The sequence below is a fragment of the Pseudomonas sp. NPDC089741 genome (assembly GCF_044748825.1).
Taxonomy (GTDB): domain Bacteria; phylum Pseudomonadota; class Gammaproteobacteria; order Pseudomonadales; family Pseudomonadaceae; genus Aquipseudomonas; species Aquipseudomonas helmanticensis.
Genome location: NZ_JBIVGT010000003.1, coordinates 247,010 through 261,621, shown reverse-complemented (window position 1 = coordinate 261,621; position 14,612 = coordinate 247,010). Strand labels below are relative to the sequence as shown.

Below are 14,612 nucleotides of genomic sequence, written 5' to 3'. Positions count from 1 at the left end.
GCTGTTGCCAACGACAACTAAAAAATCAGGAGTATGACTGTGCGCACAATCCCCCCTTTTGCGGTCCGTACCATTGTTTTAATTACGCTGTTAGGCGCCTTCTCGGCCCCGGCCATGGCGGTGCAGGTCACCGACAACCTCGACCTCGGCGGTGCCATTCGGGCCCGTTGGGACTACGACCCGGATCGCGACATCCAGAAGTTTGGCCTGGACACGGTGTTCCTCAGCGCCAAGTACAACTCCGACACCTGGATCGGTGAGGCGCAATACCGTTTCTACGGACGCTCCTATCCTTACCAGTACACCAAGAACTATGGGGATATCCAGTTCGCCAAGTTCGCCTGGGTCGGCTACAAGTTCAACCCCGACCAGCAAGTGCAGGTAGGCCTGAACACGGTGCCGTTCGGCTTGCAGCCGTACTTCGGTAGCACCTTCTACGAGACCCTGGGCAACGTCATCGGCCTGGAAGATGTGCAACAGGTCGGCGCCAAGTACATCCAGCAAAGCGGCGACTGGAACATCCAGGCCGGTTACTACCTGCGCCCGGCGTGGCAAGGCAAAGGCACCAGCAAAGGGGTAACCTATTCCAGCGTGGTGTCCGGGGCCGACAGCTACGTGGGCGACGGCAGCGACAACCAGGAACGCAACACCGTGGTGCTGCGAGTGGCCAAGGCCCTGGACCTGGGACCGTGGAAATCTGAAGTCGGCATTTCCGGCCTGACTTCGACCCTGGAGAACAAGGACACCGACAACGACGGCCGGCGCAACGCCGTGGCCGTGCACTACCTAGGCAAGAACGGTCCGTGGGGCGTGCAGTTGCAAGCGGCGCGGCAACAGATGTCGCCACGCAATGCCGGCACCGATGAAGTGGTGACCCTCGGCGGTTACGACGGCACTTACAACGTCGCCAGTCGCGGCAACCTGTACGTCGCGGATCTGAGCTACGACGTCAGCGGCAAATACCTGTTTGATCAGATCAGTGGCGTGAAGCTGTACGCCAACTACAGCGCCTTCGACAAATCCGCTGATGAGTTCAAGACCTCGCAGCGGTTGATCCTCGGTACGTCGTTTTCCTTCAGCAAACTGTGGATCGCGACGGAGTGGCTGTATGGCAAGAATGATCCGTATATCGGGGGTAGCAGCTACACCGAGAGTTTGGCATCCGGCGGGAGTAACCAGTGGGAGAACCAGTTGTATATGAACATTGGGTATTACTTCTGATACCGGATTTTTGGCGTCCCTGAAGGCGCGATCACGGGCAAGCCTTGCTTCTACAGAAATCCGGTGGCGCATCCACCCAATAACCGTAGGAGCAAGGCTTGCCCGCGATAGCGTCCTCTCGAGTAACCCTTGCATCAATCCCTGCCAGAAGAGTCAGATACGCCCTACAGAACTACCACCAAAAACAATAAACCTGGCCCACCTCGGCGCCAAGTCCGGAGCCACCCTTCCATGCGTCAACTGCCCTCGCTCAACATGCTGCGCGTCTTCGAAGAAGTCGCCCGGCATCGCAGTTTCAGCCAGGCAGCCTTGGAGCTGAATGTCACCCAAGGCGCAGTCAGTCGTCAGATCAAGCAACTCGAAGACTACCTCGGCGTGGCCTTGTTCATCCGCACGCCCCAAGGCCTGACGCTGACCGAAACCGGCCTCGCACTCTCTCCGCAACTGAGTGACGCCTTCGATCACGTCGAGCGTGCCCTGCAAGCGGTCCGTGTGCCCAACCTGCGCCAACGACTGCGCATCGTCGCGCCGCCAACCTGGGCCACGCGCTGGTTGGCGGCGCACCTGCGTGCGTTCTGCCAGCGCTACCCGGACATCAGCCTCAGCGTAACCAACCAAACTGGCCACGACAGTCTGGCGGAAATCGACTGTTACATCCGTTTCGGCCTCGACGCCGTGAGCCATTGCAGTAGTCAGTTATTGGTGATGGAACGGCATATGGCCGTGGCCAGTCCGGAGCTGTTCATCAACGGCCAACCGCCGGACCTGCGGCACTTCCCGTTGTTGCACATCCTGCACGATGGCAAGCGCTTGAAGGTCTGGGAGAACTGGCTGACGGCGATGGGCCGAAACGATATCGATGCGGCGCAAGGGCTTGAATTTAGCACCCTGGACCAAGTGATTCACACGGCGCTGGCCGGTGGCGGGTTGGCGGTGATTGACCGGCAGATGATCGAGAAGGAACTGGCCAACGGCAGTCTGCTGTCGATCACTCCGGTGGAAGTGGTCGGGCCGTATGGATACTGGCTGGATGTGGCGAATGACAAACTGGGGTTGTCGAAGGTGCGGTTGTTTACGCAGTGGTTAGGATTGGTGAGTAATCCTTGAGGGCTGCTATACGGCAGCTGCTCTGGCCTAAAATGCAAGTCAATGTCGCCAATGCCGGTTCACTTCCTTACTGATACACTCGGCCAAACCCAAATCAATCATTGGCGAAAACAAGGACTGTCTATGAGTACGCCGTATCAGGAAATCGTAACTACTCTCATTGATCGGATGTATCAAAAAAAATCATCTGAAACAGCAAGAGTTATCCTCAAAAAATATTTCACTCAAGAATCATCTCGAAGAAAAATTACTCTCGATGCTCTGGGAAAACTTCCGGAGCTGAAAAAAGTAGTCACTAGAGAGCGCGCGCGTCAAATTATTGCAAATTTCGTTGACCACGCTTTTCCAGCAGAACTTAGCCGACTCGAACGTGGACTAGCAGTAAAAGATCCGATCACACTTGCAGATAAAACCGACATCATAGAATTAAGAACATTACTGGAAAAACTGATTAGCGAAATAACTAACGCTCCAAAGCCTGTATTTGCAGACCGAATCCAGAGCGAGCTGATCAAAAACCACGTCATCGGCGACAACATATACCTACCAATCGCAGTTCAATTCGCCCAAGCATTTGGCATCCCACTCGATTTTTATATCAAAGAGTTCAACGACCACCACATTATTTTTGATAACACTCAAGAGCACTTATTGGAAACAAGAGACGTCATTCAGTTCGCTGGAAAAGTTGCGACTTATTTCGGCGGTTTGTTCTCCACAGATTTACTGACCAATTCTTCATGGAATAGCCTTGCGCCTGACACACTCAGAGATGAGTCAAAAGAAAACAGAGATTACATCATAGATCTTATTTCTTCAGAACCTGACTATCTCGAATTATCGGGAGGAAAATTCTATGCGCTCACATCGAGAGACGAAAGAATAAGCAGTATTCTAAAGCCTATCTTCTCTTGTTATGAAGGGCCGCTCAGCACTGAAAAACTCATACCCGCAATAAAGCGAGGACTAAAGCACATATTCAACAGTGCCGCGAATGAAGGACAACCTACGTATGTCGAGCTACTTGATCACTCGGATAGTGCCATTGATGAATTCTGTATTGCTAAGAACTTTTTAAAAGAAACAACACCCGGTTTTCGAGTACCTGGACAATCACTTATCGAGATGCTTACTACATATGAAATGACAAGCATCGTTACCAGTCAACTTCTGGTACTAAATATGATTAGGGCGCATGGTGCGCCTTTAGAATCGATGGAGCTTGGTCGCAAAATAAAAGGGAAAATTCCTGATGCTTATAAAGCGACCATTCACACTTACCCTACCCTTTATTACAAAGACGGAGAAGGAAGAAGAAAGGATCTTTATCAACCCCTTGATGATGATTATTCCATCAAGATCTCCCTCAAAAGAAACCAAATCGCGGAAAGAATTGAAAAAATCAAGCACAAAATCGCAATACTGGCAAGCGAACTTGAATCGCTCGATCCACAAACAAGCGTGCTAACAAAGTTTCGAGCTGAACAACATCTGATCCGCGAGTATCTATTACTGCGGCATCAGGACGAATCAAACTCCAAAAACATAGATTCCGGTGCCTGCATGCTATGCAAAAAAACACTGCCCGCAAAAATGCTGGTTGCTGCGCATGTAAAACCACGCGCCAAGTGCACCCATGAAGAACGGGCAGATATTGATAATATCGCCATGTTGCAATGTGTGACCTGTGATGCACTCTACGAAAATGGCTATATATCCATACAGGATAACGGCCAGATCATTATTAGCCAACAAAACCAGTCAATGTCCGATCTGAATAAAATCTACTCAGAACTCGAAGGTTCGATCACCGAGTATGCCAACAATAATGTCAATAGACTTTCGTACCTAAAATACCATCGAACGATGATCTTCATGGATAGCAGAAGTTAGAAATCACACCATCCCAAAGGACACTTGCGCGCACAAACGGAGGTGCTGCCTCGGAGACTCAAAAAAGTAACTGTTATTCTTTTGGTTAACCCGCATGCATTCCAGACGGGTTTTCTGTCGAAGCGAGCTTGCTCGGGATGGGGGGAGTATCAGTCAACCTCCCTGTTGAATGTAATCGCTTCATCGCCGGCTAGCTCGCTCCCACGAGATGGGTGGCTTTTTGTTTAGAGCGGGGTTGCGACTTTGACGGCCATAGGCTCCCCAGCCTCCACCGGGCTCTGCGCCTTGCACGCTTGGCTCAGTGTCAGGGATTTGGTTTCCGGCGCCCAGGCCCAGGAAATCATTGCACCCAGCGCCAGGATCGCCGCGAGTATGCCCATGGTCGGGCTCAACCCAATTCCCGCGACGCTCACCGGCAACAGAAAGGTACTGACCGCCGAACCCAAGCGACTCACCGCCGTGGCCAGTCCAATCCCGCTGGCCCGGACTTCGGTCGGGAAGCTCTCAGCCGGGAACACGCCCACCAAGTTGCTCACTGCCGACAACACCAGCGTGAACAGGCCAAACACCAGTACCATCAGGAACGCCGCGCTGCCCGGCAACACTGCCAGCAGAAACAACGCCACTGCCAGGATGATGAACGAGTTGATCAAGAAGCCCCGGCGCGAGAATTTCACCGTGCACCAAATGCCGATCAGGGCGCCAAGGATCAGCAGCATGTTCAGCATCAGTTCGGTGCCAAAGCCTTCCGCGAGGCCCATCTTCTGCAGAATCGACGGCAGGAAGGTGTAGATCGCGAAGTACGGCATCACGATGCACACGAAGAACAGGCAGTTGAACGCGGTGCGCTTTCGGTATTCACGGCTGAACAGCACCGCGTAGCCGGAGCGGGTTTCGGTGGAGCGGGTTTCGTCGAGTTCGACGTTATCGCCCAAGTGTTTTTTGACGATGGCCCGGGCTTCGGCGACGCGGCCCTGATTGACCAACCAGCGCGGTGACTCCGGGGTGCCGATTCGCGCGATTAAGATGATCGCCGCCGGGATCGCCGACGAAGCCAGCATCCAGCGCCAGGCATCGTCGCCAAGGTTGAGCATGGCCGTGCCGACGAATGTCGCCGCTACGTAGCCGAAGGTCCAGATCACGCTGAACGAACCGAGCAACACGCCGCGATGTTTCTTCGGCGAAAACTCGGCAAGCATGGCGTGGCCGACGCTGAAGTCGCCGCCCAGGCCAATGCCGATCAATACCCGACAGAGAAACAATTGCAGGGCCGTTTCAGCGTAGAACTGCATCACCGAAGCAATGGAGATCAGCACAAAACTGACCAGGAAGATTTTTTGCCGGCCGACCTTGTCGGAGATCCAACCGAAGAACAGGCTGCCGAGAAACAGGCCGATCAACGCCGAGGCGCCGATCAGACCCTGCCAAAAGGCATCGAGGTGCATCTGCGGGCTCAGCAGGGTGAAGGCGATCCCGATCAGGCCGAGGATGTAGCCGTCGGTGAAATGCGCGCCGAAGGTCAGGCCGGCGATTTTGAGATGAAAGCGCCCGATGGGCAGGTCGTCGATCTTTATCGATTGAGCGGACATGTTCGTCTCCAGTTGTTGTTATTGACGGAGAAATGAAACCGGTCTTTTTTACCTGTGGGGCCTGTGGAACCTGTGGGAGCGGGCTTGCTCGCGAAAGCGGCGTGTCAGGCACCATCAAGGCAAACTGATACACCGCCTTCGCAAGCAAGTCCGCTCCCACATTGGTTACGCGGTGTGTATTAGAGACCGCCCATCAACAGGTATTTGATTTCCAGGTAGTCTTCCAGGCCGTACTTCGAGCCTTCGCGACCGAGGCCCGATTCCTTGATGCCGCCGAACGGCGCGACTTCCGTGGAGATGATCCCTTCGTTGATCCCGACGATGCCCGCTTCCAGGCCTTCGGCCATGCGCCAAACACGGCCGATGTCGCGGCTGTAGAAATACGCCGACAAGCCGTACGGCGTGTCGTTGGCCCGTTGCAGCACTTCGGCTTCGTCCTTGAAGCGGAAGCACGCGGCGACAGGGCCGAAGGTTTCGTCCTGGGCGATCAGCATCTCGCTGTTGGCTTCGGTGAGGATGGTCGGCTCGTAAAAAGTGCCGCCCAGGACATGGCGACGACCGCCGCACAACAGCTTGGCGCCCTTCTCCAGAGCATCACCGACATGCAGTTCAACCTTGGCCAACGCGGCGACGTTGATCAGTGGGCCTTGCTCGGTTTCACTGTCCAGCGCACTGCCGACGCGCATCGCCGCGACCGCTTCAGCCAGTTTGCCGGTGAAGGCTTCGTACACGCCGTCCTGAATAAAGAAGCGATTCACGCAAACGCAGGTCTGCCCAGTGTTGCGGAATTTCGAGGCCATGGCGCCTTTGACGGCGGCGTCCAGATCGGCGTCGTCGAATACAATAAACGGTGCATTACCTCCCAGTTCAAGCGAGACTTTTTTCAGGGTTTCCGAGGCCTGACGCATCAGCAGTTTACCGGTGCGGGTCGAGCCGGTGAACGACAGTTTGCGCACGACGCTGGAGGCTTGCAGCGCTCCGCCAATCGCCACCGCATCACCCGAGACGATGTTGAACACGCCGGCGGGAATGCCCGCCTGCTCGGCCAGCACCGCCAGAGCGAAGGCCGACAGCGGGGTTTCTTCTGACGGCTTGAGGATCATCGTGCAACCCGCCGCCAGCGCCGGACCGACCTTGCGGGTGACCATCGCCAGCGGGAAGTTCCACGGGGTGATCGCCGCGACCACACCGATGGCTTCCTTGACCACGATGATCCGTGCGTCGGCTTTGTGGCTCGGAATCACGTCACCGTAAGCGCGCTTGGCTTCTTCGGCGAACCATTCCAGAAAACTCGCGGCATAGACCACTTCCCCCATGGCTTCGGCCAAGGGTTTGCCCTGCTCGCGGCTGAGCAACGTGGCCAAGTCCTTCTGATTGCTCAGCATCAGCTCGCTCCAGCGCTTGAGCTTCTGGCTGCGTTCCTTGGCGGTCAGTTTGCGCCAGGCTGGCAAGGCCCGGTTGGCGGCGGCAATCGCGAGGTCGGTTTCTTCCGCGCCAGCCTTTTGCACTTCGACGATGAGCTCGCCGTTGGCCGGGTTCAACACCGGGTACGTGGAACCATTGCTGAACCATTGGCCATCGATGAAATTGCCGTTACGGATCAGCGCGCTCATGCCACGGCCTCGGTCAGAGTGAAGCGTTCCAGCGCCGGACGGGCCGAGCGCAGGATGCGTTTGCCGGCGGTGTAATCGTTGATCACGTCGCACGGGGTGTAGTTGCGTTCTAGCTCATGCAGTTCTTCGGCATCGAGCCTGGTTTCCAAGGCTGCCAAGGCACTGTCGAACTGCGCGGTGGTGTCGGCGCCAACCAGCATGCAATCGACCCCCGGATGATTGGCGACCCAGGCCTGGGCGATCTGCGCGTTCGACACATTTCGGGCGCGGGCCACGCGCTGTACTGAGTGAGCAATCTCGAATGAGGCTTCGTCGCTGTACATCTGCTGAGTGAAAAAGTCGGTCTGGTTGCGGGTCGATTGCACGTCGCCAGTCAGCAAGCCACGGGCCAGCGGACTGAACACCGAAACACCGAGCCCCTGGTCGCGGCAGAACGGAATCATCTCGCGCTCTTCTTCGCGGTAGGCGCAGTTCAGTTGCAGCTGCATATTGATCGGCTTGACCCAGCCATTGCGCTCGCAGGCCATGAGGATCTTCGCCAGTTGCCCGGTGAGCATGGTCGAGACGCCGATGTAACGGGCCTTGCCGGAACGCACGATGTCATTCATGGCGCTCATGGTTTCTTCGACCGGGGTGTTCACATCGAAGTAATGCAGCATGAACACATCAACGTAATCCGTGTTCAGACGCTTCAGCGAGGCGTCGATGCTGTCCATGATGTGCTTGCGCGAATGACCGCTGGCATTGATGCCGTTGCGGGTGCCGTAACCGACTTTGGTGGTGATAACCAGGTCGTCGCGACGGGCCAGGCGCTTGATGATGCGCCCCACCACTTCCTCGCCGACGCCAGCGGAATAGAAGTCCGCCAGGTCGATGAAATTCACGCCGTTGTCCAAAGCATGGGCGACGATCGGCTCGCTTTGCTTCTCATCGAAAATCCACGGCTTCCAGTCCGGGGTGCCCATGTTCATGGTGCCCAGGCACAGGCGGGAAACTTGCAGGCCGGAGTTGCCCAAACGAATGTACTGCATGGCGCGGACCTCAGGCTTTTGGCGTGTAGAAAGGGTTGCTGATGTGATCGACCACGTCCGCCAGTTGCGCGGTTTCCGGTTTGCCGGTCAGGGCGGCGCGGATCGCAGTGCGGCAGGCGTTATAGTTGTTCAGGTAAACCGCGTCGAGGTCATCGCAGGCCGGGTTGACCCAGTTGGCGGTGACGATGGCCCACTCGTCCTCGGCTTCCGGCGGCAAGGTGCCGTCCAGCAGTGCTTCCAGAACAGCCTTGGCGATCCCGGCCTGGGATGCGCCCCACGTGGCGTTGCCGTGCAGATCGCTGCTGATCGCGGCTTTATTGACATACAGGGTCATCGGTTTGACTGGAATGTTCGGCTGGGCGATCACCATGAACGGGCAATGGCCCTGGCTCGGCGAAGCCAGGCTATTGGCAAACGCTTGCCCCGCCGGACCGTTGCGCGGCCCAATCAGAATGTTGATGTGCGCGGCGTTCACGCCTGGGCCTTCGAAACCTTCACCGATGTACAGGTCGAGTTCTTTCATGGGGCAATACTCTTTTTGGATTTTTGGGTGATCAGAAGCGCACGCGGATCGTGAAGATCGCGGGGCAACAGTCGGGGTTCGAAGAGCGCAGCGAGGGGCTGCCGGGGGACGCGGCAGTGGTGCTTGGTCATGATTGCAAATGCTCTTTTTGTTGTTGATGAGCTGGTTTGCGATTTTTTAACACTTGGGGTTGGCGGGGCTGTAACCATTAAAAGTCATGAGGGTATGAATACAGGTCATACCAAGACGAGTAGCTGAGGCCTCACCTCCTCAATGCGCTCATGGAGGCGATAGGTTTTGCGATCCACGTCGCTCCACCAACACCAAGCATGAATCCTCTCCCTCCCGTTGATTACTTCCAGTCATGGATTCGCGACCACGATCGACAACCTAAGCAGGTGCTCTCATGACAGCTAGCTCTGATCTATTGGTGGACTCAATGACCTCCATCTCATTTACCAATTGGACGGAGTGACGACGCTGCTTCATGCTCGTTCGAGTAGATAGCTTTTAGCCATCACCTGCTCAACCACCCTCATCGAGCCTTCCATGAAAAAACCTGTCTCGTTAGCGATGCGCATAGGACTGGGCTTCGCGTCCACACTTTCCTTATTGGTCCTGGTAACCGCCGTCGGCATTCAACGTGTTGGCTTTATCGATAGCACGCTCAATGAGGTTGGTGAAAAATCCGCCCTCATTCAACACCACGCCATCAATTTTCGCGGCAGCGTGCACAACCGAGCGATCGCAATCAGGGACGCGGTGTTGGTCAAGGATGATCAGGCACTAAATCAATACCTGGCGCAAATTACCCAGCTCAAGAACGACTACCTGAACTCCGCCGGCATGATGGATCGGCTGTTCGGCACAACCCAACCCAGCGCCGACGAAATTCGCATGCTGGCCGAGATCAAGGCCATTGAATCCCAGGCGCTAGCATCTACCGAACAAGTCATTAACCTGCGCCGTGGCAATGATATTGCCGGCGCGCAAACTCTGCTGCTCGCCCAGACATCGGCGTACTACACCGAATGGCTCAAGCGGGTGAATGCGCTGATCGATTTCGAAGAGGCAACCATCCAACGGCGATTGGACTTAGTCCAGAGCGCCGCCAGTAGTTTCGCCGTGCTAATGCTACTGGCCAGCGCCGCCGCAATTCTGCTGAGCGTGGTGGTGTCGGTGCTGATCATCCGTAAGGTGAAGTCCACCCTTGGCGCCGAGCCTGAAGAAGTCGCCGACGCCATTCGCCGTCTAGCTAAGGGCGAACTGAACCAGAACATCCAGACCCTGCATCCCGACAGCGTCATGGGCATTCTAAAAAACACCCTGACACGGCTCGGCAACACCATCACTGACGTGCGCTCGGCGGCCCAAGACTTGCGTCACGCTTCGGTCAAAATGCTTTCGGCGTCCAGCGATAACCGCCAACAAATCAATCTGCAAACCAGCGAAGCCCAACAGGTCTCTGCCGCCATCACCCAGATGGCCGCTTCGGTCAGTGAAGTTTCCGGCTACGCTTCCGCCGCCGCGAAGGCCACTGTTCAGGCAGATGCTCAGGTAGACAGCGGCCATCGCCTGGTGGGCGCGGTTACGGTGGCTATCGAAGAATTGGCAACAATCCTTGAGGAGGCAACCACTCGGGTCAATCAGGTGTCTAGCGACAGTGAAAACATCGAAACGGTAATTGAGGTAATAAATGCCATCGCTGCACAAACCAACCTGTTGGCGTTAAATGCGGCGATCGAAGCGGCCCGAGCCGGCGAACACGGTCGAGGCTTTGCGGTGGTCGCCGATGAGGTTCGCTCTCTGGCGACTCGGACTCAGGAGTCTACCCAAGAAATCCGCGATATGATTGGCAAGCTGCAAAGCGGTACCCAGCACGCCGCTGATATAATGCAACGCAGCCGCAACCTAGCCCAAGTCACCGTGTCACAGACCCGTGACTCCCAAGCCGCTCTGAACAAGATCAGCGCAGAAGTGGGTGCCATCAATGAAATGAACGCGCAAATCGCCAGCGCCTCTGTGCAACAGAGCACGACCGCCGAAGAAGTAGCGCAGAACGTCACGCGGATCCACAGCTCCGCCGTGCTATCGGCCGCGGGATCCCAAGTGCTGGAAAACTCCAACCAGGAACTTGCGGAGCTGGCGGATCGACTCACCACCAAGGTTGGGTTCTTCAACGTGGCTTAAGAGTCCTTTCATCTCAATCCTGCGGCGCAAGGCACGTTTGCGCCTTTAGGCTGGCGGCCAACTCCGTGAATAGGCGCCCGGATATGCATCCTGCAACACCAAATTCCGTCGGTGAGTGTTTTGATGTACTCCTGGCACCTAATTACCGGGGTACAATCCAGCGGAGCGTGAGGGTAACTTCTTAGAAAAACTCCACGTCAGTTACAAGAAAATAACCTTGGGGCTTTCTGATCGCACCATCGAGGTTTACCTGCACTACGACTGGCCCGGAAACATCCGCGAGCTCGAAAACCTGATGGAGCGTGGCGTGATCATCACCGATGGCGACCAGAGCATCGACGTCGACGCGCTCTTCCGCATTCACCACAAATGGCCGAAAGCATTGACCTTGCCAGCGACAAAAGAATTGTAAATTCAACTTCGGAAGAGGCACCTGGCTGGATCGACCAAATCATTCAAAGCGGAATCGCCTGTTATCGGTCGAGGATGCGCTGATTCACGCAGCAATGGAGCGCAGCCAACACAACGCTTCAGAGACGGCACGCCTGTTGCGGTTAACGCGCCCAGCATTGGCGTATCGACTAAAAAAACACCCACGCAATCCTCCTCTTCCGCTGATTGATCGTTTGCGCAATCTTCGCAACCGGCAATGACAATTTGCACGACGCCGGTTACCCCCCTTTTCTGCCAGTTTAATTAATCACCCCTATCTTCAGTCGCTTGAAGCTCGGTGGAATGTTGACATCGGGTTGCCACTACTTGTTAAACCGAGGCATCGCCTCTTACACCAACAAGAAAAGCACCGACATAGGATTGTTGAAATATCGCGCGCCGAATCGGCCAGACAATTTATCGAAGAAGCTAGTGGCCTAAGCAATGACGAGGGATTAGGCGCATCAAGGAGGTAGTCAACGCGATCCTCCCCCCACACCGTCCAGGTCATTGAAAACCTGCACATCAGCCCCGAGAAACTCTGGAGCGCGGTGACCTCACGTGCTTGGCACGCGCGGTGTAGCAGGCTTGTTAGTGGCAGCTCAGGGGCTTGAACATTATCTCGATCTGTTGCTCGACGGCCGAGGAGAAGTAGGCCGGCATTGCCGATGGGTACGCCGCGCAGCGTCGAAGGCCGGCTGTATGTGGCGGCGCACTGTCGTCCGAACACGAAGCGCGGCTGGACGATGGCCAAGATCCGGGCACCGTGCTATTCATGCAAGGCTGGGGGCTGGAGACGGCAAGTCAGCTATTGGCCAGGGCCGTGGTCTATGTGTGGCACGCCAGCCGTACCTTTGGCGGTTCGGCTTGTTCAGGTATCCGCAGGTGAGTTTCAATCCCTGAATTGCGTCAGTTGCTGGTTCAACGAACCGGCCTGATCGCGCAATTGCTTGGACTGATCGAGCAGACTGCGGATCGCATGATCGTTCTGTTCGGAGATCCGACTGACACCCTGAATCGCAACGGATAGTTGTTCACCCGTTGCAGCCTGACTTTGCGTCTGGCGCGCGACTTCACTGATGCGGGTTAGAATATCCTGTGCGTGCTGGCGAATCTGATCAACACCTTGCGCCGAGGTGGTCAGTTGCACGACGCCCTGACGCACCGCTTCCCCGACCTGCTGAACGTTGGCGACGGTGTTGCGCACGTCCGAACCGATAGCGCCGATCATCTCGCCGATTTCGCCGGTAGAACGGCTGGTGCGTTCCGCGAGTTGCCGCACTTCGTCTGCGACCACCGCGAAACCACGGCCCTGCTCCCCCGCCCGAGCGGCTTCGATAGCTGCGTTAAGTGCCAGCAGATTGGTCTGATCAGCGATGCTGCGAATCACCGCAATAATCCCAGCAATCTGTTGCGAGCGCTTTTCAAGATCGCCCACGGCGCCGGCGACAACATTCATGGTTTGATCGATGTGGGTGATCCCGGCCAGGGTCAGGCTCATGTCCCCAGAAATGTTCTTGGTCAGCACTTCGGTATTGTGTGCCAGTTGCTCCACGTCTTCGGCTTGCTGCGACATTTCTGTCACGGAATGCGCCAGTGCGGTAACGCCGCTGGCCATTTCTTCGGTGGCGGTGTGCTGCGACGTTGCCCGTTCGGCGACGGCCTGCGTGGTATCGCCTAAGTGATTAGAGATTTGCATCAGGGCCGCGCTGCTGTGGCGGATCGAGCCCACCAGATCACCTAGACGCTGGATGAACTGATTAAACGCGCCGGCCAATTTTCCGGTTTCATCGCCACTGCGCTGCTCAAAACGCAGCCCCAATTCCCCACCCCACGCTTGAATACCGACGGTCAAACCCGACAGTGGACGGATCTGCCACGCCAGCAAATGCCACAGCACAATAGCCAACGCTAATAGCGCTACAAGACCTATGAGCACGGCGATATAGAGGAAGTGATTGATCCACGCCATCGCTTCGGCAAGCGGATACGCTACCATCAGGGACCAAGTGTTCGGCGCCTTGCCGATACGCACCGGCTGCAGCACGTAACCCCAGCCATCGCGCTGGAAGCGGTATGGCTGGCCCTCCTTGATCGCGTCTTTGGCAGCTTTCGGCAGATCATCGGCCGGCTGGCTCAAGAGCTTTGCGTCAGGGTGGCTGGCATACAGGCCACTGCTGGACACCAGTGCTCCATAGCCTTTGTAGGCATCGATTTTCGCCAGTTGGCGGTTGATGTTCTCGAGCGGGATGTCTACACCCGCCACGCCTAAGGTTTTACCGTCCTGTAGTAGCGGCACCATGATCGACATCATCATGACTCTCTGACCGGTGCCCGTGCTGTAGGCAAACGGTTCGGAAGCCCACGGCTGACGGCTGCGCAACGGTTGATAGTAGTACTGGTTATCGGCGTTTTCCGGAGCATAACCGGCCAGCGCCTCCGACTTCACCGAGCCACTCGCACGATTCCAGTAAGTCAGGTAACGGCCGCTGGCATCGTGATTCGGCCGGTTGGCAAACTCGCCGTCCTTGCCATCAAATGCGTTGGTTTCCCAATACTGTCCCAAACCTAACAGTTGCGGATTGGCCTCAAACAATTGCCGGGTGATGGCATCGGCAGTCTGACGATCAACGTGCTGTTGTTGCATCGCCGACGCGACACTAGCCAGCGATTCGGCAACTGTAAAACCAATTCCTAGTTCAACCTCAACTTCCTTGGCATTGGCTTTGACGATCGTATTGACCAGTGTTGAGGTTTCTTTAACTGACGAGCCATAAGCAATATAGGCAATTGAACCTAAAAGCAGCGTCATAACGGCAACAGTCCCAATCAGGGCCGTCCAGAACAATTTGAAGTGCAAAGAGCTATTAGGCATGGACGTTCTCACGTGAGAAACACTCCACCCAGTGGCCTGAGGCAACCATGATGGAAAGTTATATAGTTGATATTATTTAGCCACTATATAAAACCTCCCCTGTTAGTGCAACTAAAATGACTGACAGGTCACGCAGAA

The 14,612-nt window shown here is 55.9% G+C and carries 10 protein-coding genes and 2 pseudogenes; 6 read left to right on the top strand and 6 right to left on the bottom strand.

What is annotated here, in order from left to right:
• Positions 1–114: 114 nt before the first annotated feature.
• The 3 genes from ACIPZE_RS05195 (at position 115) to ACIPZE_RS05185 (ending at position 4,221) form a co-directional block, all read left to right on the top strand.
• Positions 115–1,221 (top strand): hypothetical protein, encoded by a 1,107-nt coding sequence (locus ACIPZE_RS05195; protein ID WP_400771872.1) that lies wholly within the window; start codon positions 115–117, stop codon positions 1,219–1,221.
• A gap of 231 nt (positions 1,222–1,452) precedes the next feature.
• The gene (locus tag ACIPZE_RS05190; RefSeq protein ID WP_400771782.1) at positions 1,453–2,328 is read left to right on the top strand and encodes a LysR substrate-binding domain-containing protein; all 876 of its coding nucleotides are present in this window, start codon (positions 1,453–1,455) and stop codon (positions 2,326–2,328) included.
• A gap of 123 nt (positions 2,329–2,451) precedes the next feature.
• Positions 2,452–4,221: an HNH endonuclease gene (locus ACIPZE_RS05185; protein ID WP_400771781.1), complete on the top strand. Its 1,770-nt coding sequence runs from the start codon at positions 2,452–2,454 to the stop codon at positions 4,219–4,221.
• A 224-nt stretch (positions 4,222–4,445) separates the two neighbouring features.
• Here ACIPZE_RS05185 and ACIPZE_RS05180 read toward each other — a convergent pair whose 3' ends face one another.
• The 4 genes from ACIPZE_RS05180 to fae all read right to left on the bottom strand — a co-directional run bounded on the left by ACIPZE_RS05180 (position 4,446) and on the right by fae (position 8,977).
• Positions 4,446–5,810: an MFS transporter gene (locus ACIPZE_RS05180; RefSeq protein WP_400771779.1), complete on the bottom strand. Its 1,365-nt coding sequence runs from the start codon at positions 5,808–5,810 to the stop codon at positions 4,446–4,448.
• 179 nt (positions 5,811–5,989) lie between these two features.
• A complete protein-coding gene (locus ACIPZE_RS05175) occupies positions 5,990–7,423 on the bottom strand; it encodes an NAD-dependent succinate-semialdehyde dehydrogenase (RefSeq protein WP_400771778.1) in 1,434 nt (477 codons plus the stop codon).
• Complete coding sequence (locus tag ACIPZE_RS05170; RefSeq protein WP_400771776.1) at positions 7,420–8,454, bottom strand: aldo/keto reductase; 1,035 nt, start codon at positions 8,452–8,454, stop codon at positions 7,420–7,422. The genes ACIPZE_RS05175 and ACIPZE_RS05170 overlap by 4 nt, the downstream gene beginning before the upstream one ends.
• A gap of 10 nt (positions 8,455–8,464) precedes the next feature.
• The gene (gene fae / locus ACIPZE_RS05165; RefSeq protein ID WP_054615233.1) at positions 8,465–8,977 is read right to left on the bottom strand and encodes a formaldehyde-activating enzyme; all 513 of its coding nucleotides are present in this window, start codon (positions 8,975–8,977) and stop codon (positions 8,465–8,467) included.
• Between the two features lie 549 nt (positions 8,978–9,526).
• On the opposite strand from fae, the gene ACIPZE_RS05160 reads away from it, so the two are divergent.
• The 3 genes from ACIPZE_RS05160 (at position 9,527) to ACIPZE_RS05150 (ending at position 11,820) form a co-directional block, all read left to right on the top strand.
• Positions 9,527–11,167, top strand: a complete 1,641-nt coding sequence (locus tag ACIPZE_RS05160; RefSeq protein WP_400771774.1) for a methyl-accepting chemotaxis protein — start codon at positions 9,527–9,529, stop codon at positions 11,165–11,167.
• A 217-nt stretch (positions 11,168–11,384) separates the two neighbouring features.
• The gene (locus tag ACIPZE_RS05155; protein WP_400771772.1) at positions 11,385–11,579 is read left to right on the top strand and encodes a hypothetical protein; all 195 of its coding nucleotides are present in this window, start codon (positions 11,385–11,387) and stop codon (positions 11,577–11,579) included.
• Between the two features lie 94 nt (positions 11,580–11,673).
• A complete protein-coding gene (locus tag ACIPZE_RS05150; RefSeq protein WP_400771770.1) occupies positions 11,674–11,820 on the top strand; it encodes a helix-turn-helix domain-containing protein in 147 nt (48 codons plus the stop codon).
• A 671-nt stretch (positions 11,821–12,491) separates the two neighbouring features.
• On the opposite strand, the pseudogene ACIPZE_RS05145 reads toward ACIPZE_RS05150, so the two are convergent.
• Both ACIPZE_RS05145 and ACIPZE_RS05140 read right to left on the bottom strand, forming a co-directional pair.
• Positions 12,492–13,007 (bottom strand): annotated as a pseudogene (locus ACIPZE_RS05145) (methyl-accepting chemotaxis protein); the annotation flags it as partial.
• A gap of 345 nt (positions 13,008–13,352) precedes the next feature.
• Positions 13,353–14,246 (bottom strand): annotated as a pseudogene (locus ACIPZE_RS05140) (cache domain-containing protein); the annotation flags it as partial.
• Positions 14,247–14,612 lie beyond the last annotated feature (366 nt).